We start from the raw sequence: 20,715 nt of genomic DNA, 5'->3' as shown, positions 1-20,715 counted from the left end.
GTGTCTTATGCTCTAGCGGCGAAGTGGACACGCCTCAAAGAATAAGGATTGCTTGAAGCAGTCAAACTTCTTTGGAAGCCCCCACTTCAAATTTTCGCTAGAAAATTAAGTGGGGGTAGTTCACTGAGACAGTTTTTGCTTAATCAAATAATGGTTCGTAGCCACTTTTCGATACGTGAAGATCATTCCATCATCTCCAGCCGTTGCGAGCAACGCTTCAGATGACAAATCGGCGATTTTCGTTCCTGTTGCCCGGTTATAAATGGCACGGCTGGTGATGATATATTGACGGCTCGCCGCCCGCAGCGGCTCCGGAAATTCAGCGGCCACCAATGCGCCGGGCTGGGCTGGATTGATGCGCGCCTTTCCGTAAAAAATCTCCCCGCCGTTCATAAAAAAGGCATCATCCCCTCCAGGGAAGGACAATAGTTGCGAAACATGCCAATCGGAAAGCCGCACCGCATACAGATCATGATCCGATGTTCCTTCCTGTCCGACATACAATACATTTTGTTTTTCGTCATACCCAATCAACGGATTGATGAATACCTTTGGGATGCGCCATTGTTTTTTCGTCTTCATATCATAAACGGCAATCGATCCCGTCAACGTGCGGCTATTGTCCGTGAAGAAAATTTTCCCGTCCCCGATCGCCAATGAACGCGGAGCAGCGATCAGCGGCACCGTTCCAAGAAACCGCATTGTTTTGGCGTCGTAAATCGCCATTTTCGTCGCTCCCGATAGCGCAACATACACCTTGCCGCCATCAATTTTTACATCCGTCGGCTGCGGTCCGGGATGAATTTCTTTCACCATTTTCATGTCGCTGGCGCGAATGACAAACAGTTTGCTGTCTTCGGCGGACAACACATACAACCATCCGGTCGACGAATCATAAGCCAAATGGGAAATGGGGACATTGGTGAAAGCATAATGGGACGATCGAACATAATAGCTCTCATCGGCCGGCAATGGATATTTATAAATTCGATTTTCCCCTTCTTTGATCAAATACAAATTGTACTTTGCATCCATCAACGCATAGTTCGTCGGGAATGGAAGCGCGTTTATCTTAGCAGAGGTGTAACGGTCATACACCGCCTTATTTGTCACCACGTAGGCCCCTTGAACATCTAAAACGGGGCCGTTATAACAGTCGTGCACCATGTTGATATTTCCGGCATCAATGCGCCTTCCCGCAAAAAACACATCGCTTCCGTCAACGATGAGCGGATGGATGGGCGCGCTGCCTCTCGGTCCTTGATACGAAACTCGCTTCACCACCTTCAAATCGGACAGGCGCAATACCGCTAAATCAGGAATGGAAACATTGCGGCCGATGAAGGCCAGACCTCGCTTCTCATCGAAAAACAACGTATTTTCCTCTGAAAAAACGGAAAAAAAGTTAGGATCAGCAATCAGCCGGCTTGTTTGGCGTTTCGCCGCCAAATCCCACATGTACATCTCATACGTCGTCTTCCCGCGCCCGTACTGCTTTCCGAAAGTTACGATTTTGTTGCCTAATAGGCCAAACGGCAATCCGTTATACGGGGCTCGTTGAATCAGCCGTTTTGTTTTGACGTCAAAAACGTCTATCGATGTTTCAGACGGCACATACAGCTTCCCGTCCCGCAAAAGAAGAGTGACCGACCGCTGGGCATATTTCCGCCATAAAGCGCTGTATGCCCGCAGAGAAACGGGTTCCTGCTTTTTGATCGACAATGTGCTCGCTTCAATAAATAATAACATCCCCTTTTCCGTGAGCGCATAAATATACCCATTTTGATCATCCATGACCCAATCGAGCACGCGCCCAGGAAGCTGTTGCGTACGCGGTCCGGCCGCTTCCGCTTTAGCGGAAGGAAACACATGGAAAAGACAGATAAACAAGAAGAGACAAAATAAAAAACCTTTCCTAAATGTTGTTCCCATTCCAATCCCCCGTCAAACAATGATTTCTAATTCCTTCCTTATACATTCCTTGCGCATAGCATAGCTCAAACAATCGTGCACCGACATTTGACCATTCCTTATCCATCCTCAATATCCATGATAGCCCACCGTCGATCATCACTTCAAGCTCTTTTTGCCATACGCCCCCTGTTCGTCCGCATGCACCAACTGCCGCCAATCACGAACAGCGGCCATCGCTTTGCTGTGTAATGCATTTTCATGCTTTCCATTTTGAACCTCCTTTCCCCCGAACGGTCAAACAAATATAATGAAAACGGAGCTCCCAATAGAAACAAGTGGGGTGAGGCAAAGTTGAACATTTTGCTCATTGAAGATGATGTGACGTTGTTTCAAGAAATCAAAGCACGTTTGGAACAATGGTCGTACGACGTTTGCGGCATCCGCGATTTCGGCCGTGTGATGGAAGAGTTTTCTGCTTGCAAGCCGCACTTGGTGATCATCGACATCCAGCTGCCGAAATTTGACGGGTTCCACTGGTGCCGCCAGATTCGTGCTCATTCGAACGTCCCGATTTTGTTTTTATCATCGCGCGACCACCCGACTGATATGGTCATGTCGATGCAGCTTGGAGCTGATGATTACATCCAAAAGCCGTTTCATTTCGATGTGCTGATCGCCAAAATCCAAGCGCTGCTCCGCCGCGTGTACAACTACAATGCCGGACCCGTTCAGCTGCAAACATGGTGCGGGGCAACGGTCGACTATGAAAAAAGCACAGTCTCAAATGAACACGGAACAGTGGAGCTGACGAAAAACGAGCTGTTGATTTTGAAACATTTATTGGCCAAGAAAAACCAGATCGTTGCTCGGACAGAGCTGATCAAACGGCTATGGGAAGACGAACGGTTTGTCAGCGACAACACGCTGACCGTCAACGTCAACCGCCTGCGGAAAAAACTCGACGAACTCGGTTTGGGCCGCTTCATTGAAACGAAAATTGGGCAAGGCTATATGGCTACGGAAGAAGGGAGCCACTGATGATCAAAGACTATTTGTGGGAACGAAAAAGCTGGATGGCCCTCTTTCTCTTTCTAGAGCTGTTCATCCTGTTTGTCGCTTATCTGGATCCGACGATTCCGCTCTCCTCCGTCCTTTACATCGTCTTTTTAACGACTATCATCTTTGTTGTCTTTGTCATCATCCGTTGGAAAAAAGAAACGGCATTTTATCAACGTTTGCAAGAGTGGGAGCGCCGCCTCGATCCCATCTCTGCCCTGCGGGCGGCAAGCCCGCTGGAGAAGATCGTCGAACGCGTCCTCGCCAGCCAAACGGACCAATGGAAACAGGAGCTGAAAGAACACCTCGCCACGTTGGAACAAGAGAAAGATGAACTGTTGTCATGGATTCACGAAATGAAAACGCCGCTGACGGCCATGCGGCTCATCATCGAACGGGTTGGGGACGAAAACACGAAAGCGCAACTCTTGTACGAATGGCTGCGCATTCATCTGCTTCTTGATCAGCAACTTCATCAACGACGGCTTCCACACATGGAAAACGACTTATATATCGAACAAGTCGAGCTTGAGCCGCTTCTCATCAATGAGATTAAACCGCTGCAATCGTGGTGTATGCAAAAAGGCATCGGCTTTGACCTTCAATTGGACGTCCGCTCCGTCCTGAGCGATGCCAAATGGCTTTCTTTTATCATCCGGCAAATCATCACGAATGCGGTGAAATACAGCGAGTCATCTGACATTGTCGTGAAAAGCTTTATGAAAAACGGCCATGCCCGCTTGCAAATTCAAGATTTCGGCTTGGGCATTGATCCAAAGGACTTGCCGCGCATTTTCGAGAAAGGATTCACCTCCACCACCGAACACCAAAATGAAGCGGCGACGGGGATGGGGCTGTATTTGGCGAAAAAAGCCGCCAAACCGCTTCTTCTTGACTTTCATGTCGAATCCACGCCCGGGCGCGGAACGACATTTACGATCCTATTTCCACAAGAAAATGACATCATCCGCACACGTCGCATGTGACGATTTTGTCACATGCGGCTTCGTTTTGTTCGGCCAAACGCAGGAAAAAAAATAATCTCATTGCTTATGATAGAAACGAAGGAGGGAAAATGAGATGATCATATTGGAAGCAACCAACATCCACAAAACGTACGGAACGAAAAAGAATCTACAAGAAGTGCTCAAAGGCATCGATCTGCGTGTGGAGAAGGGGGAATTTCTCGCGATCATGGGGCCTTCCGGATCAGGGAAAACGACGCTCCTCAACGTTCTTTCCTCAATCGACCGAGTGAGCGAGGGCGCTATTTTCATCGAAGGAAACAACGTCGTCGCCATGAAAGACCGAGAGCTGGCAGAGTTTCGCAAACGCCATGTCGGCTTCATCTTTCAAGAGTATCATTTGCTTGACACGCTGACGGTGAAGGAGAACGTCCTTTTGCCTTTATCGATTACGAAAACGCCCAAGCGAGAAGCGGAAAAGAAATTTGCAGAATTGGCGGCTGAACTTGGCATTATTGACATCCAAAACCACTATCCAAGCGAAATTTCTGGTGGGCAAAAACAGCGCGTTGCCGCGGCGCGGGCGTTCATCCATGAACCGAGCATCATTTTTGCTGATGAGCCGACGGGCGCACTCGATTCAAAATCGGCTTCCGATTTATTGCACAAGCTGCAACAACTTAATAAAAAACGGAAGACGACAATCATCATGGTCACCCACGATCCGGTCGCCGCCAGTTTCTCAGGACGTGTCGTTTTTATCAAAGACGGACAATTGTATACGCAACTGTATAAAGGAACGGAAACGCGGCAGCAATTTTTCCAAGCCATTATGCAAACGCAAGGCGTGCTGGGCGATGTTCGGCCATGAGCATGAAGCAACTCCTGTTCCGCAACTTGAAACAAAACATCCAACATTATTATTTGTACGTGTTTGCCTTGATGTTTGCTTCCGCCTTGTATTTCGCGTTCGTGACATTGCAGTACGATCCATCGCTTGATGCCATCAAAGGGGGAGTGAAAGGCGCGGCGGCCGTCCGCACAGGCGCGGTGCTTCTTATCGTGATTGTCGCCGTCTTTCTTTTGTACGCCAACGCCCTGTTTATCAAGCGTCGGAGCCATGAGATCGCTCTTTTGCAGTTGATCGGCATGACGAAACGAAACATCTTTTTTATGCTGGCGGCCGAAAACGTCATTCTTTATTACGGCACACTGATCATCGGCATATTGGTGGGATTTGCCGCTTCCAAGCTGTTGATGATGATTTTGTTTAAAATCATCGATATTCCACTAGCGGCATCTCTTTCCTTTTCTGGCCGAGCATTGGTGCAAACGTTGATTGTGTTCAGCGTGATTGATGTCCTCATGATGGGGATGAACCGCTTGTTTCTCAAAAAACAGACGATTTTATCCTTGTTCCGCACTACATCCACAACCGAAGCAAAACACGTATCCGTATGGAACATGGTCGTGGGGATGGTGGGGATCATCCTCATCGCCAGCGGCTATGGTATATCGACGAAATTGTTTAGCAGCGACTGGAAGAGCGTGCAAGGATTATTCATGGCCATGGCGTTCATCTTAGGCGCTGTCATCATCGGCACCTATTTGTTTTTCAAAGGAACGATCAGCTTTCTGTTCCACCTATGGCGAAAACAAAAAGGCGGCTATTTGTCGATCAACGCCGTGCTATCGGTATCGTCGCTCATGTTTCGCATGAAATCGAACGCGTTGCTGCTGACGATCATCACGACCGTGTCGGCCATCGCGATCGGGTTGATTTCGTTAAGCTATATTTCCTACTATTCCGCCGAACGATCCGCGCAAAACTATGTCGCCGCCGATTTCGCGTTTACGGACAAAAAAGATGCCGCCCGTTTTACGGCGGCGCTGCGATCTCATGATATTCGCTATCGGGAAACGATGATCGATGTCATCGAAGCACCGACTGATATTTCGATGATTTTGGACATCGCTGATCAAAGCCGGCTCCAGTTTCAGCCGTCCGCCGCGCCGTTATCGGTGATCAGCGACACAAGTACAGGCCGCATCGATGTCAAGCCTGGGGAAGCGCTGCTGACGGGATATCAGGACATACTCCGTCAATTCTTGCCGTTTAAAGAAACGGGAACGATTCGCTTAGAAGAAAACGGCCGCATGGTCCCACTTCATTACCTTGGGATGAAAAAAGACTATTACGTCAACTATCATTTCACGTACGGCATGCCGACCGTCATCGTCGACCAAACAATGTTTGATCATTTGCAAAAAGAAACCGATCCACAAAAGAAAAAGGTGCATATCGGAATTCATCTGACTGACGAAACAAATATTGAACGGGCTGATCAGTTGTTTCAACGCATGGAGTTTTCCTCCATCGCCGATTCGCGCCTGATGATGAGCCGCCACCAAAAGCAAACGTTCGGATTGATCATGTTTGTCGTCACCTTTTTAGGACTCGCCTTTTTGGTCACATCCGGCTGCATTCTTTACTTCAAGCAAATGGGCGCCGGCGAAGAAGAGCGGCCGAATTACACCATTTTGCGCAAACTGGGATTCACCGAAAAAGACTTGCTCGGGGGCATTCGGCGGAAACAGCTGTTCTACTTTGGCATTCCGTTGTTGCTGGGATTGTCCCATAGCTATTTCGCCGTCCGCTCCGGCTGGTTCTTTTTCGGCACCGAACTGTGGATGCCGATGTTGACGGTGATGGCGATTTACACGGTCTGCTATTCGCTGTTTGGCGTGTTGTCCGTTCGTTATTACAAAAAGCTAATTCGCGAGGCGCTTTAAAACGATGCAGCGAGTGAGGGAAGAACCAAAACCGTTCCAACGTTCGCCCACTCGATCAGTGGTCATCCCATTCTGAAGATGCAGTTCCAGTTGACGGAACGAATTTTAGCTTTATCGAACACGAAAAGCCCTTAGAGTAGCGAATGACTCTAAGGGCTTTTTTCTTATTTCAACCATTCCGTATGGAAAATGCCTTCCTTGTCAACGCGTTCGTACGTGTGGGCGCCGAAGTAATCGCGCTGCGCTTGGATTAAGTTGGCTGGGAGCACCGCGGTGCGGTAGCTGTCGTAATAGGCGAGGGCGCTTGCGAATCCTGGCACTGGAATGCCGCGCATCGCCGCGGTGGCGACGATTTCGCGGAGCGCGTCTTGGTAGCGTTCGACAATGTCTTTGAAATACGGATCCAAGAGCAAGTTCGAAAGCGCCGGATCGCGGTCGTACGCCTCTTTAATTTTTTGCAAAAATTGCGCGCGGATGATGCAGCCGCCGCGGAAGATCATGGCGATGTCGCCATAGCGCAAGTTCCAGTTGTATTCCTCAGAAGCCGCCTTCATTTGCGCAAATCCTTGGGCGTACGAGCAAATTTTGCTCATATAAAGCGCGCGGCGCACGGCTTCGATGAAGTGGCCGCGGTCGCCTTCAAACGGCTTCACCGCTGGGCCTGCGAGCACTTTGCTTGCTTTCACGCGCTCGTCTTTCATCGCCGAGATGAAACGGGCGAACACCGATTCCGTGATGATCGGCAGCGGCACGCCCAAATCGAGGGCGTTTTGGCTCGTCCATTTGCCCGTCCCTTTTTGCCCGGCTTTGTCCAAAATGACATCAACAAGCGGCTTGCCTGTTTCTTCATCGATTTTCGTGAAAATGTCGGCCGTAATTTCAATCAAGTAGCTGTTCAATTCGCCTTTGTTCCAGTCGGCAAACACTTCGTGCAGCTCTGCAGCATCCATGCCGAGCACATGTTTGAGCAGGAAGTACGCTTCAGCGATCAGCTGCATGTCGCCGTATTCAATGCCGTTATGCACCATTTTGACATAATGCCCCGCGCCGTCCGGACCGATGTACGTCGTGCACGGCTCGCCGTCGACTTTCGCAGCGATGGCTTCAAAAATCGGGCGCACGAGCTCATGCGCTTCTTTTTGCCCACCCGGCATGATCGACGGGCCTTTCAGCGCCCCTTCCTCACCGCCGGAGACCCCTGTGCCGATAAAGTGAATGCCGAGTTCAGCGAGTTCTTTATTGCGGCGTTGCGTATCCTTAAAATACGTATTGCCGCCGTCAATTACAATATCGCCTTTCTCCAAATGCGGCTTCAGCTGTTCGATCGTCGCGTCCGTCGGCGCTCCCGCTTTCACCATCAGCAAAATTTTCCGCGGTTTTTCCAAGGCGTTGACGAATTCTTCGATGCTGTATGTACCGACAATGTTTTTTCCTTTCGCTTCCTGCAAAAACTCGTCCGTTTTTTCGCGCGAACGGTTGTATACCGCCACTGAATAGCCTTTGCTTTCAATGTTCAACGCCAAGTTTTTCCCCATGACCGCCAGTCCGATGACGCCGATTTGCTGTTTCGCCATTGTCCAACGTCCCTTTCCGTTTTGGTTTGTTCATCAAACAACATACCATACGTTTACGCTTGCCTGCAAGTTTTTCTAAACCGATTTATGAACGAGTCTGCACGACGGATTTGTTTGCCATTTTCATATTGAAAATGAAAGGGGCGCAACGCCCCTCATGCTTAGTAGCCTCCATAGTGCGGGAAGCCGTATGGGGAAAACGGATAGTGGCCATCATACATCCCGTATGGAAAATGGTGATAGCCGCCGTAGCCCCCGTGCCAATAAGGATAGTAGCCATACGGATAGTGGCCGTAGCCGCCAAAGTACGGTGGATAAAAGCCGCCTGGATACGGGCCAAACGGTCGAACCATGGAATGCGCCTCCTCTTCATGAGTTGAAGTTCATTTCCATGATTAGGATATGCGCGGAAGAAAAAACGGTATAGGCAAACACCTATACCGTCTCTCCTGCCCGGACAGCGGCTTGGGCAGCGGCCACCTGCTCGCGAATCTCCTCTGCCTCGTCCAAATGGGCAAACAAGACGCGCGGGTCAAGCACGGTCAACAGCCGGTCGGCTTGCGCCGCCATCCCGACTACATACGGCGTGCGCTCCGCGGACATCAGTTGAAGCGGTTTAATGGCCTCAGGCTCAATATCGGCGATCTCTTTCGCCTCATCGACGATAAACGCGACCGACAAGCCATCCACAGCGGCGACAATGAGGCGTGTCTGGTCCGTTTCTTCGATGGCCCGCCCGTACAGGAGCTTGCGCATATCAAGCACCGGCACAAGCTCGCCGCGGATGCGCACGACGCCGGCCATATAGTCCGGCATATGCGGAACGGCGGTCGGCTCTGTCATTTTTTCAATCGAGACGACATACGCGATCGAAACGGCGTACTGTTCCCGCTCAACGCGAAAGATGACATATTTGTCCATTCCCCAGCCCTCTCTTCTTCAACATCTTGCCTTTGCTTTTTTTATCGGCAGCTTTCATCCTATTTTCAGCGCGAATGTTCTCCGCTCGAGAAAAAGAGCATCCAGCCTCGGGATGCTCACTCGGCATTGGCGACTTCTTCGACAATGGCGATGACCATTTCCGTCAGTTTGACCAACTCTTCAATCGGCATCCGCTCGTTCGTCGTATGGATCTCTTCATAGCCGACAGCGAGGTTGACCGTCGGAATGCCGAAGCCGGCGATGATATTGGCATCGCTGCCGCCGCCGCTTCGCTCGAGCTTGCACGGCCGGCCGATTTTCGCCGCCGCCCGTTTGGCGATTTCCACGACATGGTCGCCGTCGCTGAACTTAAAGCCAGGGTACATCACTTCCACTTCGACATCGGCGCGGCCGCCCATTTCCACGGCGACCGTTTCAAACGCCTCTTTCATTTTCGCCACTTGCGCTTCCATTTTTTCTGGGACAAGCGAGCGGGCTTCCGCTAAAATATCGACGCGGTCGCAGACGATGTTCGTTTGCGTGCCGCCTTCAAAGCGGCCGATGTTGGCCGTTGTTTCCTCGTCGATGCGGCCGAGCGGCATTTTCGCGATCGCTTTCGCCGCAATCGTAATGGCTGACACTCCTCGCTCCGGAGCCACACCGGCATGAGCGGTTTTGCCATGCACAACCACTTTCAGCTTCGCCTGCGTCGGGGCGGCGACGACGATGTTGCCGACTTTGCCGTCGCTGTCCAAGGCATAGCCGTATTTCGCTTGGATGAGCGACGGATCGAGCGCCTTCGCCCCGACAAGCCCCGACTCTTCTCCGACGGTGATGATAAACTGGATCACGCCGTGCGGGATGTTTTGCTCTTTCAACACCCGAATCGCTTCCAACATCGCCGCCAAGCCCGCTTTATCATCCGCGCCTAAAATCGTCGTCCCGTCGGTGACGACATAGCCGTCCTGAATCGATGGCTTCACGCCTTTGCCCGGCACGACCGTATCCATATGCGATGTGAAATAAATCGGATCCACCCCGTCTTTCGTCGCCGCGAGCGTGCAAATCAAATTGCCGGCGCCGTGCCCGGTTTTCGCGGCGGCATCGTCTTCGATCACCTCAAGGCCGAGCGCTTCAAACTTTTGTTTGAGCACGTTGGCGATTTCCCCTTCATGCTTCGTTTCTGAATCGATTTGCACGAGTTCCAAAAATTCGTCGACAAGACGCTGCTCGTTTACCATCTGTTTCGTCCTCCTATGTATAGATTCCTCTTCCAGTATACCGGAAGTTTCCGCCAAACACCAAACTAGACGCCGAAACAGCTTGAGTAAACGAATGATGAGTGGAATTCAGTTTTTTCATGACTTCAGACAAATGCTGAAATCATGAAAAGCGCAGCAAAGCACCTTCGTTCAGGAAAGGTTGCGGATGTCTCATGCTAATCTTTCTTTGTCATCTTCTATTGTCATTTTCTTTTAAAAAGAGAAAATAACCCTGTCAATAAGAAAATGCCCCCTACCATTTGATAGGCATTGATATACCCTTTTAACATTTGCAAGTATTCTTGCGAACCGGCCGAGCCGCCTACGGATCGAACCCATGATGAAACAGAATCACTTCCTAATTTAGGGCTATTTAAAAGGAGCCACAATCCAATGACGGCAATAATCAATGGAATCAACTTCACTCTGCTGTTTGGGTCGTTGAAAAAATTCATTTTCCTCTCCCCTTTTTTAACCATATTATACCATATCAAACCCAAAACATAAAAGACGCCCGAGATTGACCGGACGCCTTCCATCGTTTACAGCGGAATATTGCCATGCTTTTTCTTCGGCCGCTCCTCGTGCTTGTTTCGAAGCATCTCGAGCGCCTGAATGAGCTTGATTCTCGTGTCGCGCGGGTCGATGACGTCATCGATCATGCCGTATTTCGCGGCGACGTACGGATTGGCGAATTTCTCGCGGTACTCGGCAATTTTTTGCGCCCGCGTCTCTTCCGGGTTCGGGCTTTTTTCAATTTCGCTCGCGAAAATGATATTCGCCGCCCCTTGGGGCCCCATGACGGCCACTTCGGCGTTCGGCCACGCATAGACGACATCGGCGCCGATCGATTTGCTGTTTAAGGCGACGTACGCGCCGCCGTACGCTTTCCGCAAAATGACCGTAATTTTCGGCACCGTTGCTTCCGAGTAGGCGTACAAAATTTTCGCCCCATGGCGGATGATGCCGCCGTGCTCCTGCTTGACGCCCGGGAAAAAGCCGGTGACGTCCTCAAACGTAATGATCGGGATGTTGAACGAATCGCAAAAACGGATAAAACGCGCCGCCTTGTCGGACGAATCAATGTCAAGCCCGCCGGCCATAAACTTCGGCTGGTTGCACACAAGCCCCACCACTTCGCCTTTGATGCGGGCAAAGCCGATCACGATGTTTTTGGCGAAATCTTTTTGCACTTCCAGAAACGATCCGTCATCGACGACGTGGGCGATGACGTGGCGCACATCGTACGGGCGGACGGCGTCAATCGGCACGACATCGGCCAAATCGGGGCGGTAGTCGTCCCCGTCCGGAATCGGGCCAAACGGCGGCTTTTCGTTATTGTTTGACGGCAAATAGCCAAGCAGCCGCCGCACCTCGGCGAGCGCTTCCTCTTCATTCGCCGCCGCAAAATGAGCGTTGCCGCTGATCGTGTTGTGCACGCGGGCGCCGCCTAAATCTTCGGCGCTGATTTTCTCCCCGGTCACCGCTTCAATCACTTTCGGACCGGTGATGAACATTTGGCTCGTTTTTTCGACCATGAACACAAAATCCGTGATGGCCGGCGAATAGACGGCCCCGCCGGCGCACGGCCCCATAATGACGGAAATTTGCGGGATGACGCCGGAATAAATGGCGTTGCGGTAAAAAATGTGCCCGTACCCGTCAAGCGACAAGACCCCTTCTTGAATGCGGGCGCCGCCCGAATCGTTCAAGCCGATGACCGGCGCCCCGGTTTTCGCCGCCAAATCCATGATGTTCGTGATTTTTTTCGCGTGCATTTCCCCAAGCGCCCCGCCGAAGACGGTGAAATCTTGCGAGAACACAAATACGGTGCGTCCATTGATCTTCCCGTAGCCGGTGACGACCCCATCGCCCGGCCCCTTCTTTTCGCCAAGTCCAAAATCGGTGCAGCGGTGCTCGATGAACGGATTGAGTTCGACAAACGTTCCTTCATCCAAAAGCAAGTCAATCCGCTCGCGCGCCGTCAGCTTCCCTTTCGCGTGCTGCTGTTCAATTTTCTCATCGCCGCCGCCCAGTTCAATCTCACGTCGGCGGTCATATAATTCATTGATTTTATCGTACATGTCGCTCATTGGTGTCCCTCCGTTTTCATCCGTTCACAAAGCTCATACAACACGCCGCCGGTCGATTTCGGGTGCATGAACGCGACCCATGCTCCGCCGGCGCCGCGTTTTGGCGCATCTTGAATCATGCGGATGCCATGCTCCTTCAGCTCACGGATGCGCTCGGTGATGTCTTCAACCCCAAGCGCCACATGATGAATCCCTTCGCCGCGTTTCTCGATAAATTTCGCCACCGCGCTCTCTGGCGACAGCGGCTCAAGAAGTTCAATTTTCGCCTCTCCAGCCTGCAAAAACGCCACTTTCACCTGCTCCGACTCGACTTCCTCGATGCCGAGAAACGGCAGGCCGAGCACATCTGTATAAAACGGAAGCGCTTTCTCGATCGAGCGGACGGCAATGCCGATATGGTCGACTTTTTTTACTTCCATCGTCTGCATCCCCTTTGCCGCAAAATGATGAGGCCAACATTTTATTATTCGCCGTTTCGACAAAAAATCCTGCTTTTTTTGTTTTTCTTTGTCTGCGCAACGGTCAAGCCATGGAGCGGTCCGTTTCATCTCTCATCCTGCTTTTTTCCTTGTCCGCTCCGCTGTTTGCCGTTACAATAAACGTAGAACAGCGGACGGAAGGAGGACGGACCGTTGTCGCGCAAAACGCAAAAATTCGTGGTTTACTTGATGCTCATTTGCATGCTGCTGACGACGCTCCTCGCCGGCATCAGCATGTGGTTTTAAACCTGCCCAAAAAAACGCAAGCTCCGAAACGGAGCTTGCGTTTTTCATCGGACAGCGCCGTGCCGTTTGGCGATGGCGTAAAACGATTCGTTGCTGCGGAGAATGAGCACGTTGGCGCCAATCGGCACCCGTTCATACAAATGCTCGACATCGCGGTTGTGCATGCGCACACAACCTTGCGACACATACTGGCCGATCGACGCCGGGTTGTTCGTGCCGTGAATGCCGTAGATGCGCCCGTCCGTCCCGCGCGCGTTAAAGCCGATCCACCTTGCGCCGAGCGGATTGTTCGGCGCCCCGCCTGGGATGTTCTTTTTCCGATAATACGGGTGTTTCGCCTTCACCGTCACCGTAAACATTCCTTCCGGCGTCAAATCGGTATTGACCCCGGTCGCCACCGGATAAACGGCTTCGATGCGGCCGTCGCGGACGAGCGCGAGCTTATTGATCGCTTTGTTCACAATGACAAGCGGCTTCGCCTCCGCCGCTGTCGGGAAAGGCGCTCCCAACACGGCGGTGAGCACGAGACAAATGGCCAACCATACCCGCATATCCGTCCATCCTTTGCTTGAATGTTTGGCTATAGTGTGCGCCAAAACGGATGGACATATGCCCTGCATCATGCCTTCAGCCGCTGCGGTTTTCGTTCGTTTCCGGGATGGAATTCGCTTTTGATGATTAAATATCGCTCCAATTCGCGCACTAAATGAAACAACGCCGCCCGCTCTTCAAACTGCTCGCGCGTCTTTGGCAGCGGCATCGCTTTAAACTGTTCGCGCATCTCGGCAAGGCGCCGCAAAAAGCGGTCCGCCGTATTTCCCGGATGAATGGCGTCGCTTAATTCGTCGATAAAATCGGCGACCATCATCCGCTGCTCGACCGTGTAGACGAGCGATGTCACAAGCGGAAGCATATGCTCGATGATTTCCAACTGCCGCTCACGCATGCGGAAGTAGCGGACATATTCATCCTCATTCCGCCATAATTGATTGTCGGCGTGGCGCATGGCGAGCTTTTTCGCTTTGTCGAGCGTCTCCGCCGCAAGCGGCAGCTCTTTTCCATCCCAATCAAGCTCATTTGTGCGCAAGTAGCGGACGATTTCTTTTAAAATAATGCGAAACAAATCTTCGACAATGCGCTGGTACTCTTTGAGCTCCTTCTCGGCGCTCGGCATGTACATGTTCATCAGCAGCGCTACCCCAATGCCAACCGCCACGAGCAAGATCTCATTGGCGACCAATCCCCACGTGATGTCTTGGGCCGCATACAAATGCAAAATAATGACCGAGCTTGTCGCAATGCCTTCATTGATTTTCAAGCGAACCGTCACAGGAATGAACAACAAAAGCAACAGCCCGATCGTCCACGGATGATAGCCGAAGGCGGTAAAAAACAACGCCGCAAACCCGACCGCAACGACGCACGCCGCAAAACGGGCCCGAGCGGTCTCAAGCGACCGCTTTTTCGTCACTTGGACGCATAAAATGACGATAATGCCAGCGGAAGCGAAATTATGCAGGCCGATCAGCTGAGCGATGGCAATCGCTAGCGCCGCCCCCACCGCGGTTTTTAACGTCCGATAGCCGATTTTCATCGCGCCGTCTCCTTTTATCGTATCAACAACGGCAGACAAGACATGAAGAGAGAGATAAAATGGCCATTGTTTTTCTTAACCTATCACAGCTATGGTTTAGGAAGTCTCGCTTTGTTCGCTTTCATATAACGCTTCAGCTCATCATAAAAATTTTCGCGGGTTCCCGCCAAGACAACGACCACCATATTCCCGCTTTCATCCTGATCAATAAAATAGGCGATTTCGTAATTGACTCCTTGATGATAAATGTCGTAACCGTAAATCCCTGCCAAATCCCCTGTTTTCGCTTCTCCTGCTTCCGTTGGATGGGAAAGAATCTCCCGCAAGGCTTCTTTCAAACGCTGTTTCAGCACCGGATCTTTCTTTGTCAGCTTTTTGATGGTTTTTTCTGCTTTTGGGAGCAATTGCAGCCGATTATTGTTCATCATCTTCGCCGAATAACTCCTCTAACGTATCCGCGGTATACGTTTTTGCCTTCGGTCTTTCCTCAGAAATCATCGCGTTGAATGCAGGGGCAATTTGCGATTTACGGTATACAAATTCTTTGTATAGTTCTTCGCCTGTATATCCTTCTTCGATCAAGTCTTTTAAAATCAGATCGGAAAAGTCAAAATGATCCTCATGAATAGGATGAATAATTAACTTATTATCCGCTAACTCAATTAACACCTCGTTTCCAATTCCTAATTGCTCATAAAAATCCTTTGGGATCGTAATTTGTTTTTTGCTCGATACGGCAATTCGTTTCACAAGGTTTTTCTTACGGTTAGGGATATTGTCCATCGGTACCTTCTCCTTTGTCATCGAATCTGATGGTACCATATTATTCCCCTCCTTCCAAAAAAATAACCAAATTTCTTGGTTTCTTTACTAATGATCATAGCATGGTGGGGAAACAAACACAATGATTTTCCCATACCGTAGGGAGGAGAAGTGTTCAATGTTTGCGGAAGAGGAATAGATTGATGCAAACACTAACATCCTAGTGGAACAAAGCGGAGAATTCCTGAACAAAACGACGCTCAATTGATGGAGGCCAAGGTTCTCAAAGATAGCGATTATTATTTCAAATAGGAACTTTCATAAATGATACGAATTCGAACGTCCATGGTGTGGAAATTCCTTCACTTTCCTTGTATTTCAAGGATTCATTTGACATTGGAACTCACATTTCGCACCCCTACTAAGTAGAACGAAAGGATTTTTTATTTGTTTTTTTAGAATAACTTTTGAACCAACACAACGAGCGATGGCAATCCTTTTTTTACCATCGCTGGTCGTTCTTTATCCCATTAGACGTAAATGCTCTCGTCCAACCCCAACCCTTGCAGAATCCTTCGCTGCTCGTACGTGAGCGGTTGGCTTAACGCACGTTGGATTTGCCCGTCTGGCTGCTTGAGAAGCACCACTTTGACATACTGAAACAACTGAAAGATCGCTTGCCCCGTCGGCCGGGTCAGTTTGCGTCCTCCTGCGCCCTTTAGAGGCTGCTCCGGAGTAATGAATTGGCGCACCCGGCGCTGGAAGACGCGATAAATGGCCAACGCCAACAAAAACAAATACCCCAGCACCCCGACCCGTTCCGGTTTTTTTACATAGATTTCATCCGTAAAGAACAGGTCTTTCAAAAAGGCAAAGTTCATTTCCACCGAGATGTGGCCTTTATACAGCTTCAAGATCTCTTTCGCGTCCATCGGTTGGCCCTTCCATTCCTCCGGAACGGTCGTGACCAAGACAAAACGGAACGCTTTCCGTCTCGCCCGCTCCCACGCCTCTTGGTCGAATGCCGCGTTCAGGCGAAGGGCGAACCGCGTTTCCACCTCCGGTTCCGCCCCTTTTTTCGGCCGTCCGCGCCGTTTTTTCGGGCGAATGACCTCGTCAACGGACGCCTCGACGCGATGGAACCGAGGGCGAAGGGAAGCCTTGAGAGACGCCAGCGCTTGTTCGGCGTCTTCCCGGCAGGAAAACAGGCGGCTCTCCCATTGGGCTTGTTCTTGTGAAAGAAGCTCTGCTTCTTTTTTCCGTTTGTTTTCAAGTTTCTTCCCTTTTCGTTGGTCCAGCGCGCTGGATTCAACGACGATCAGCCGAACCGGATGGCCTTCATACGTCGAGGCGGTTTCCCACACTCGATACGCGGCGCCGTTTTTCTCTGCCAAGACGAACGGATCGCTCCACGGCGTGTCCTCGGCATCGGCTTGGTCCAGCGCCGTTTTGCCGATCCGAAGCGAAGCCGGGCCGCGCGTGATCAAAAAGGCGTTGGCGGCTTTCGTTTGCGCCAAGGTGCCGCGCGTCATGGCGGCCGAATCGGCCACGTAAATCCATTCGTCTTCGATTCCCGCGCGTTCAAACTATTCTTTCATCCGTGCCAACACGGAAGGATTCCATGTCTTATCGGGCAGATGGCCGTCGTGCACATCTCCGTAAAACGGAAGGCCGTCTTGATTGCCGACCAACCCGAATCCCATCTGTTTTTGCCAATAATGATGCCGATTGTAGCCATAGGTGATTTGCAAGCCTTCGGTCGAGTTCGTTTCGTACGCACCATATACCGTCTTATCGGTCGTATCGGCATGAAACACCCAAAGAGGGAGGTCTTCCTTCTTGTAGATCTGCGCGAGACAAGCCGACGTGACGTGATGGATGTCGGCCTCATACAGGCGATCCAGATGGCGCGCCAAAGCGTCGTCATTGAACCAAGAGGGGTGAAGTCCAAGACGGATCAGCTTGGGCAAGTCGATCTCATGCGCCCATCGTTCCAAGTGAACGAGCGCTTGCCGGCCGTCAAAGATTGTAGACGATGGCCTAAACGGCATCGCTCGTTCGGGTTTGGCATTGAGGATCGACCGGAACGAGACGGTCAATCAACTGGAGGAGGCCAAGCTTCTTGAATATGGCACTTATTATATTCAAATAGGAACCTTCATAGACCGCATCGATTGGAATGCCCATGGTGTGAAAACTCCTTCGCTTTCCTTGTGTTTCAAAGATTCATTCGACGCAAGGCGAAAAAAAATCCTCCCGATTTTTGTCGGGAGGGTGCGAAATGTGAGTTCCATTGTACCGATAACAGCGCTTTCGATGCAACTGAAAAACGGACAGCGCGCTTGCCCTAAGGCCGCCGGACACAAAAAAAACGGCCGCCCGCTCATGCGGGGCAGGCCGCCTAGGCTCACGACGGAGATTTCTCATAAATCGTCTTCCCGTCGCGCTCAATTTCCCGCCGGATCGCTTCGTTCAGCGCGTCGAAAAAAGCACGTCGCACAATGAACACTCCCTACACCGAAAGACGCAAAATTGGCCAAAAATCGTCATCATGACAATACAATTTTCCTATTATTTGTGAATATACTGTGAATTTCCATGTAAAAGGTTGACATCTTCTTTTTTTTTTTTTATAATGCCATTGAATTTTACAAACATTTCAAATTCATGATTAGAGAGGGCGTTCCATATGAAATGGGTGTTCATTTCAAGAATGGCGTCCCGCTTAAAAGCGGAAGCTAGTTTCATATTCGTATTTTCTGGGGTTTTGATCTTTGTTTGCCTCAATCCCCATACGATTAATCCAGCGGAATGGATTTTATATACGAAATACTTGGTTCCGATTGGAATGGCGGTCTGGCTGTTCTTCAGCTTCCGCTTGCATGTATCGTTGTTCACTTCGACGCCGATTCACTGGATCGCGATGAATGACATCATGCCAAACCCGCAAACGATCGTCTTCTGCCAAGCTTTGATCGTGTTTGTTTGTTTTTTCGCTTGGCAACTGGCCTTGGCCGGGATCATCGCCGGTGCGGTGGTGATCAACTATTCAGCGGGTTGGGATCTTTTCACTTTTCTGTTTCCGTTGTATTTGATTCATTTTCTTCTCCCATTTCTATGGGCGTGGATGATCGGATTGTCCGCAGGCGCTGTTTACGCCTATCATTCTTCCAAAAAAGCGATGTTGCTCGTTGGTGTGTTTGTTTTGTGGATCATCGTGCTGTTTTCTTTGGAATATTGCAATCCATCCTTCTCCTTATGGATAAACCATCGCTGGCCTTACATTGACCCGTTATTCAGCCTAACCTTTCAAAAAGAACGCGTGCTGATCAAGTTGGCGTATATCCTTTCTTCCATCGCCGTTTATGGCATTTTTCGAAGCATGCGGCGATCCTTCGCGGGGCTTGCGGCTGGTGTGACTCTCGTTATTTTCGTAACATTTTTCCTTCAACATGCACAATCAAAATTCCAGTTGGATGACATTCTGTTGGCAAACGACGCCAAACTCTATCAACAAATCAAACATCAGGATCAAACCAAGAACATCCCGTTGTATGGATATTGGAAAATCAAGGAGATCGAGGTGAATCCGAAATCCACGTATCCGATCAAAGCCACACTCTCTCTGCATCCGAACGAACGCACCGTTCGTTTTTCGATCAACGAGCAATTTCAAATCGATCACATCCAAGGCGGAGGGAAGCGTTTGCCCTTTCAACAACAAGGAAACGTTGTTCAGGTGCAGACCAACGGTGCCCCATCCATGACGATCTATTATCGACATACGTTCGGCTCAACCTTTTATCCGTTGACATCGGGCGTCACGTTGTTGCCATTTGAAGCCAACTGGTATCCGCAGTCCATGGATTCAACGCTTTACGATATCAACTCATCCGGAACGCTTCACTCCAATGTAGAAACGAAAACATGCACACGAGTCAACATGATTGTCGGAAAGGAAAAGTACCGTTGGCATGGGGACCATCTCCCTTGTCTCTCCGTGATCAACGGTCCTTACAAACAAATTCAAGTGCAACATACTCGTTTCCTTGTTTATAAACCATTTCTCACTACAACAAGAAATTATATGGAATTGAAGCATCAACTCGTTTCCATCCGCAATGAGCTATGCCACTTGTTTCCGAATCTTGCAAATACAGATTATTGCACAAAAGAAGTCAAGAGCGTCTCAATCATCCCAAAAAGCATCAACACCACAAACCTTTCGCTCTACGACAGCACGGTGGCTGACGGAACCTACACGTTTTATGTTGATCCGTTCTTGGACGTCAATGGCATCCCGGCAACCAAACATATTCAGGAGTTGGCTGCGTTTTTCATCCCATACCGATTGTTCGAAAACGAACAGATCAGTCTCTTTGCCGGCTTATATTTAATGGAAAAACTACATATTCCATCTATCGGATATGAACACAGATTAGCAGAAAAAGCCTCCATTAACTCAACAGCGTGGGAACACTACAAGGCATTATCGATGAAAGAAAAAGAAAACATACTGATTCATCTAGTACAAGAAAGGGGGAAAGGAGACAGATGATGGAATTAAAAAACGTGACCATTAAGCACCATCGCCAACTTATTTTGCATCATTGTTCCGTCAATCTTCCTTCCCAATCCATCATTCTAGCCAAAAATCACATTCGCACAGATATTGTCGCCAAAGCGCTTGCCGGCTTTCATCCTATCGATGAAGGGGAAATCCATTTCGATGAACAGGCAGCAAAAGGAAAACGCAATAAAACCGTATTTTTCGTGATTCCTGAGAACTACCACCAACTGTGGAGAAACTATCGTTTGCAAGATATTTCGATATGGCTGAATCGTCCTTTTCAGCAATCGGCACTATGGAAAAAATATCGCCTCCCTTCCCATGCATCAATCGATTCATTCACGATGTTTCAACGGCTGATTTATCTTAATTAGGCGAGAAGACTCCCACTTCAACGAAGCGAAGCGGAGTAAGTGGGAGATGAATCGCCTTAACTATATTTTGCTGAAAATAGGATAGATTCAGTAAAATATAGTATCATATAGT

At 50.0% G+C, this 20,715-nt stretch carries 19 protein-coding genes and 2 pseudogenes; 7 read left to right on the top strand and 14 right to left on the bottom strand.

Annotation, left to right across the window (positions count from 1 at the left end; translation table 11 throughout):
* Positions 1-120: 120 nt before the first annotated feature.
* Entirely contained in the window at positions 121-1,932 is a 1,812-nt protein-coding gene (locus ACVBDQ_RS15955; RefSeq protein WP_011231821.1) for a YncE family protein, read from the bottom strand.
* Between the two features lie 333 nt (positions 1,933-2,265).
* Between ACVBDQ_RS15955 and ACVBDQ_RS15950 the strand changes: the two genes are divergently transcribed.
* From ACVBDQ_RS15950 to ACVBDQ_RS15935, 4 genes are all read left to right on the top strand, one after another.
* Positions 2,266-2,952, top strand: a complete 687-nt coding sequence (locus ACVBDQ_RS15950; protein ID WP_015375336.1) for a response regulator transcription factor — start codon at positions 2,266-2,268, stop codon at positions 2,950-2,952.
* Complete coding sequence (locus ACVBDQ_RS15945; RefSeq protein ID WP_446663317.1) at positions 2,952-3,956, top strand: sensor histidine kinase; 1,005 nt, start codon at positions 2,952-2,954, stop codon at positions 3,954-3,956. Before ACVBDQ_RS15950 ends, ACVBDQ_RS15945 begins: the two co-directional genes overlap by 1 nt.
* 94 nt (positions 3,957-4,050) lie before the next feature.
* Positions 4,051-4,806, top strand: a complete 756-nt coding sequence (locus ACVBDQ_RS15940; RefSeq protein WP_446663316.1) for an ABC transporter ATP-binding protein — start codon at positions 4,051-4,053, stop codon at positions 4,804-4,806.
* Positions 4,803-6,728: an FtsX-like permease family protein gene (locus ACVBDQ_RS15935; RefSeq protein WP_446663315.1), complete on the top strand. Its 1,926-nt coding sequence runs from the start codon at positions 4,803-4,805 to the stop codon at positions 6,726-6,728. Before ACVBDQ_RS15940 ends, ACVBDQ_RS15935 begins: the two co-directional genes overlap by 4 nt.
* Before the next feature lie 164 nt (positions 6,729-6,892).
* On the opposite strand, the gene gndA is transcribed toward ACVBDQ_RS15935, so the two are convergent.
* The 7 genes from gndA to mce all read right to left on the bottom strand — a co-directional run bounded on the left by gndA (position 6,893) and on the right by mce (position 12,997).
* Positions 6,893-8,302 (bottom strand): NADP-dependent phosphogluconate dehydrogenase, encoded by a 1,410-nt coding sequence (gene gndA / locus ACVBDQ_RS15930; protein WP_014196285.1) that lies wholly within the window; start codon positions 8,300-8,302, stop codon positions 6,893-6,895.
* Positions 8,303-8,463: 161 nt separating this feature from the next.
* The gene (locus tag ACVBDQ_RS15925; protein ID WP_012820645.1) at positions 8,464-8,655 is read right to left on the bottom strand and encodes a hypothetical protein; all 192 of its coding nucleotides are present in this window, start codon (positions 8,653-8,655) and stop codon (positions 8,464-8,466) included.
* Between the two features lie 82 nt (positions 8,656-8,737).
* Positions 8,738-9,223 (bottom strand): chemotaxis protein CheW, encoded by a 486-nt coding sequence (locus ACVBDQ_RS15920; protein WP_014196286.1) that lies wholly within the window; start codon positions 9,221-9,223, stop codon positions 8,738-8,740.
* Between the two features lie 116 nt (positions 9,224-9,339).
* Positions 9,340-10,464, bottom strand: coding sequence for a tripeptidase T (locus ACVBDQ_RS15915; RefSeq protein ID WP_014196287.1), 1,125 nt, complete (start codon positions 10,462-10,464; stop codon positions 9,340-9,342).
* Positions 10,465-10,688: 224 nt separating this feature from the next.
* Entirely contained in the window at positions 10,689-10,940 is a 252-nt protein-coding gene (locus ACVBDQ_RS15910; RefSeq protein ID WP_011231830.1) for a hypothetical protein, read from the bottom strand.
* 87 nt (positions 10,941-11,027) lie between these two features.
* Positions 11,028-12,578: an acyl-CoA carboxylase subunit beta gene (locus tag ACVBDQ_RS15905; RefSeq protein WP_021322087.1), complete on the bottom strand. Its 1,551-nt coding sequence runs from the start codon at positions 12,576-12,578 to the stop codon at positions 11,028-11,030.
* Complete coding sequence (gene mce / locus ACVBDQ_RS15900) at positions 12,575-12,997, bottom strand: methylmalonyl-CoA epimerase (RefSeq protein WP_021322086.1); 423 nt, start codon at positions 12,995-12,997, stop codon at positions 12,575-12,577. Before mce ends, ACVBDQ_RS15905 begins: the two co-directional genes overlap by 4 nt.
* 213 nt (positions 12,998-13,210) lie before the next feature.
* Between mce and prli42 the strand changes: the two genes are divergently transcribed.
* Positions 13,211-13,303, top strand: coding sequence for a stressosome-associated protein Prli42 (prli42, locus tag ACVBDQ_RS15895; protein ID WP_012820630.1), 93 nt, complete (start codon positions 13,211-13,213; stop codon positions 13,301-13,303).
* Between the two features lie 44 nt (positions 13,304-13,347).
* On the opposite strand, the gene ACVBDQ_RS15890 is transcribed toward prli42, so the two are convergent.
* The 6 genes and pseudogenes from ACVBDQ_RS15890 to ACVBDQ_RS15865 all read right to left on the bottom strand — a co-directional run bounded on the left by ACVBDQ_RS15890 (position 13,348) and on the right by ACVBDQ_RS15865 (position 18,159).
* Positions 13,348-13,854, bottom strand: coding sequence for a L,D-transpeptidase (locus ACVBDQ_RS15890; protein ID WP_020278250.1), 507 nt, complete (start codon positions 13,852-13,854; stop codon positions 13,348-13,350).
* A 68-nt stretch (positions 13,855-13,922) separates the two neighbouring features.
* Positions 13,923-14,897 carry an aromatic acid exporter family protein gene (locus ACVBDQ_RS15885; protein WP_020960464.1) on the bottom strand — a complete coding sequence of 325 codons (975 nt, stop codon included), beginning with the start codon at positions 14,895-14,897 and terminating at the stop codon, positions 13,923-13,925.
* An 89-nt stretch (positions 14,898-14,986) separates the two neighbouring features.
* Positions 14,987-15,325, bottom strand: coding sequence for a type II toxin-antitoxin system RelE/ParE family toxin (locus ACVBDQ_RS15880; protein ID WP_015375347.1), 339 nt, complete (start codon positions 15,323-15,325; stop codon positions 14,987-14,989).
* Positions 15,312-15,719, bottom strand: a complete 408-nt coding sequence (locus ACVBDQ_RS15875; RefSeq protein WP_015375348.1) for an AbrB/MazE/SpoVT family DNA-binding domain-containing protein — start codon at positions 15,717-15,719, stop codon at positions 15,312-15,314. The genes ACVBDQ_RS15880 and ACVBDQ_RS15875 overlap by 14 nt, the downstream gene beginning before the upstream one ends.
* Positions 15,720-16,189: 470 nt before the next feature.
* Positions 16,190-17,846, bottom strand: a pseudogene (locus ACVBDQ_RS15870) (IS1634 family transposase).
* Between the two features lie 220 nt (positions 17,847-18,066).
* On the bottom strand, positions 18,067-18,159 hold the full coding sequence (locus ACVBDQ_RS15865) for a hypothetical protein (RefSeq protein WP_021322083.1): 93 nt from the start codon (positions 18,157-18,159) through the stop codon (positions 18,067-18,069).
* 189 nt (positions 18,160-18,348) lie between these two features.
* Between ACVBDQ_RS15865 and ACVBDQ_RS15860 the strand changes: the two genes are divergently transcribed.
* A complete protein-coding gene (locus ACVBDQ_RS15860) occupies positions 18,349-20,217 on the top strand; it encodes a hypothetical protein (protein ID WP_011231839.1) in 1,869 nt (622 codons plus the stop codon).
* Positions 20,214-20,597: pseudogene (locus tag ACVBDQ_RS15855) on the top strand (hypothetical protein); the annotation flags it as partial. The gene ACVBDQ_RS15860 and the pseudogene ACVBDQ_RS15855, both read left to right, overlap by 4 nt.
* Positions 20,598-20,715: the final 118 nt, after the last annotated feature.

Source organism: Geobacillus sp. CCR (assembly GCF_052906625.1).
Note: the sequence above shows the minus strand (reverse complement) of the source record. Positions and strands in the feature narration are given on the sequence as shown.

Bases quoted from the DNA above. Each gene is read 5' to 3' on its own strand.
- ACVBDQ_RS15915 (WP_014196287.1), bottom strand. From the start codon at position 10,464: ATGGTAAACGAGCAGCGTCTTGTCGACGAATTTTTGGAACTCGTGCAA.
- ACVBDQ_RS15940 (WP_446663316.1), top strand. From the start codon at position 4,051: ATGATCATATTGGAAGCAACCAACATCCACAAAACGTACGGAACGAAA.
- ACVBDQ_RS15920 (WP_014196286.1), bottom strand. From the start codon at position 9,223: ATGGACAAATATGTCATCTTTCGCGTTGAGCGGGAACAGTACGCCGTT.
- gndA (WP_014196285.1), bottom strand. From the start codon at position 8,302: ATGGCGAAACAGCAAATCGGCGTCATCGGACTGGCGGTCATGGGGAAA.
- ACVBDQ_RS15935 (WP_446663315.1), top strand. From the start codon at position 4,803: ATGAGCATGAAGCAACTCCTGTTCCGCAACTTGAAACAAAACATCCAA.
- ACVBDQ_RS15890 (WP_020278250.1), bottom strand. From the start codon at position 13,854: ATGCGGGTATGGTTGGCCATTTGTCTCGTGCTCACCGCCGTGTTGGGA.
- ACVBDQ_RS15885 (WP_020960464.1), bottom strand. From the start codon at position 14,897: ATGAAAATCGGCTATCGGACGTTAAAAACCGCGGTGGGGGCGGCGCTA.
- ACVBDQ_RS15880 (WP_015375347.1), bottom strand. From the start codon at position 15,325: ATGATGAACAATAATCGGCTGCAATTGCTCCCAAAAGCAGAAAAAACC.
- ACVBDQ_RS15945 (WP_446663317.1), top strand. From the start codon at position 2,952: ATGATCAAAGACTATTTGTGGGAACGAAAAAGCTGGATGGCCCTCTTT.
- ACVBDQ_RS15955 (WP_011231821.1), bottom strand. From the start codon at position 1,932: ATGGGAACAACATTTAGGAAAGGTTTTTTATTTTGTCTCTTCTTGTTT.
- ACVBDQ_RS15925 (WP_012820645.1), bottom strand. From the start codon at position 8,655: ATGGTTCGACCGTTTGGCCCGTATCCAGGCGGCTTTTATCCACCGTAC.
- ACVBDQ_RS15860 (WP_011231839.1), top strand. From the start codon at position 18,349: ATGAAATGGGTGTTCATTTCAAGAATGGCGTCCCGCTTAAAAGCGGAA.
- ACVBDQ_RS15905 (WP_021322087.1), bottom strand. From the start codon at position 12,578: ATGAGCGACATGTACGATAAAATCAATGAATTATATGACCGCCGACGT.
- ACVBDQ_RS15910 (WP_011231830.1), bottom strand. From the start codon at position 10,940: ATGAATTTTTTCAACGACCCAAACAGCAGAGTGAAGTTGATTCCATTG.
- ACVBDQ_RS15875 (WP_015375348.1), bottom strand. From the start codon at position 15,719: ATGGTACCATCAGATTCGATGACAAAGGAGAAGGTACCGATGGACAAT.
- mce (WP_021322086.1), bottom strand. From the start codon at position 12,997: ATGGAAGTAAAAAAAGTCGACCATATCGGCATTGCCGTCCGCTCGATC.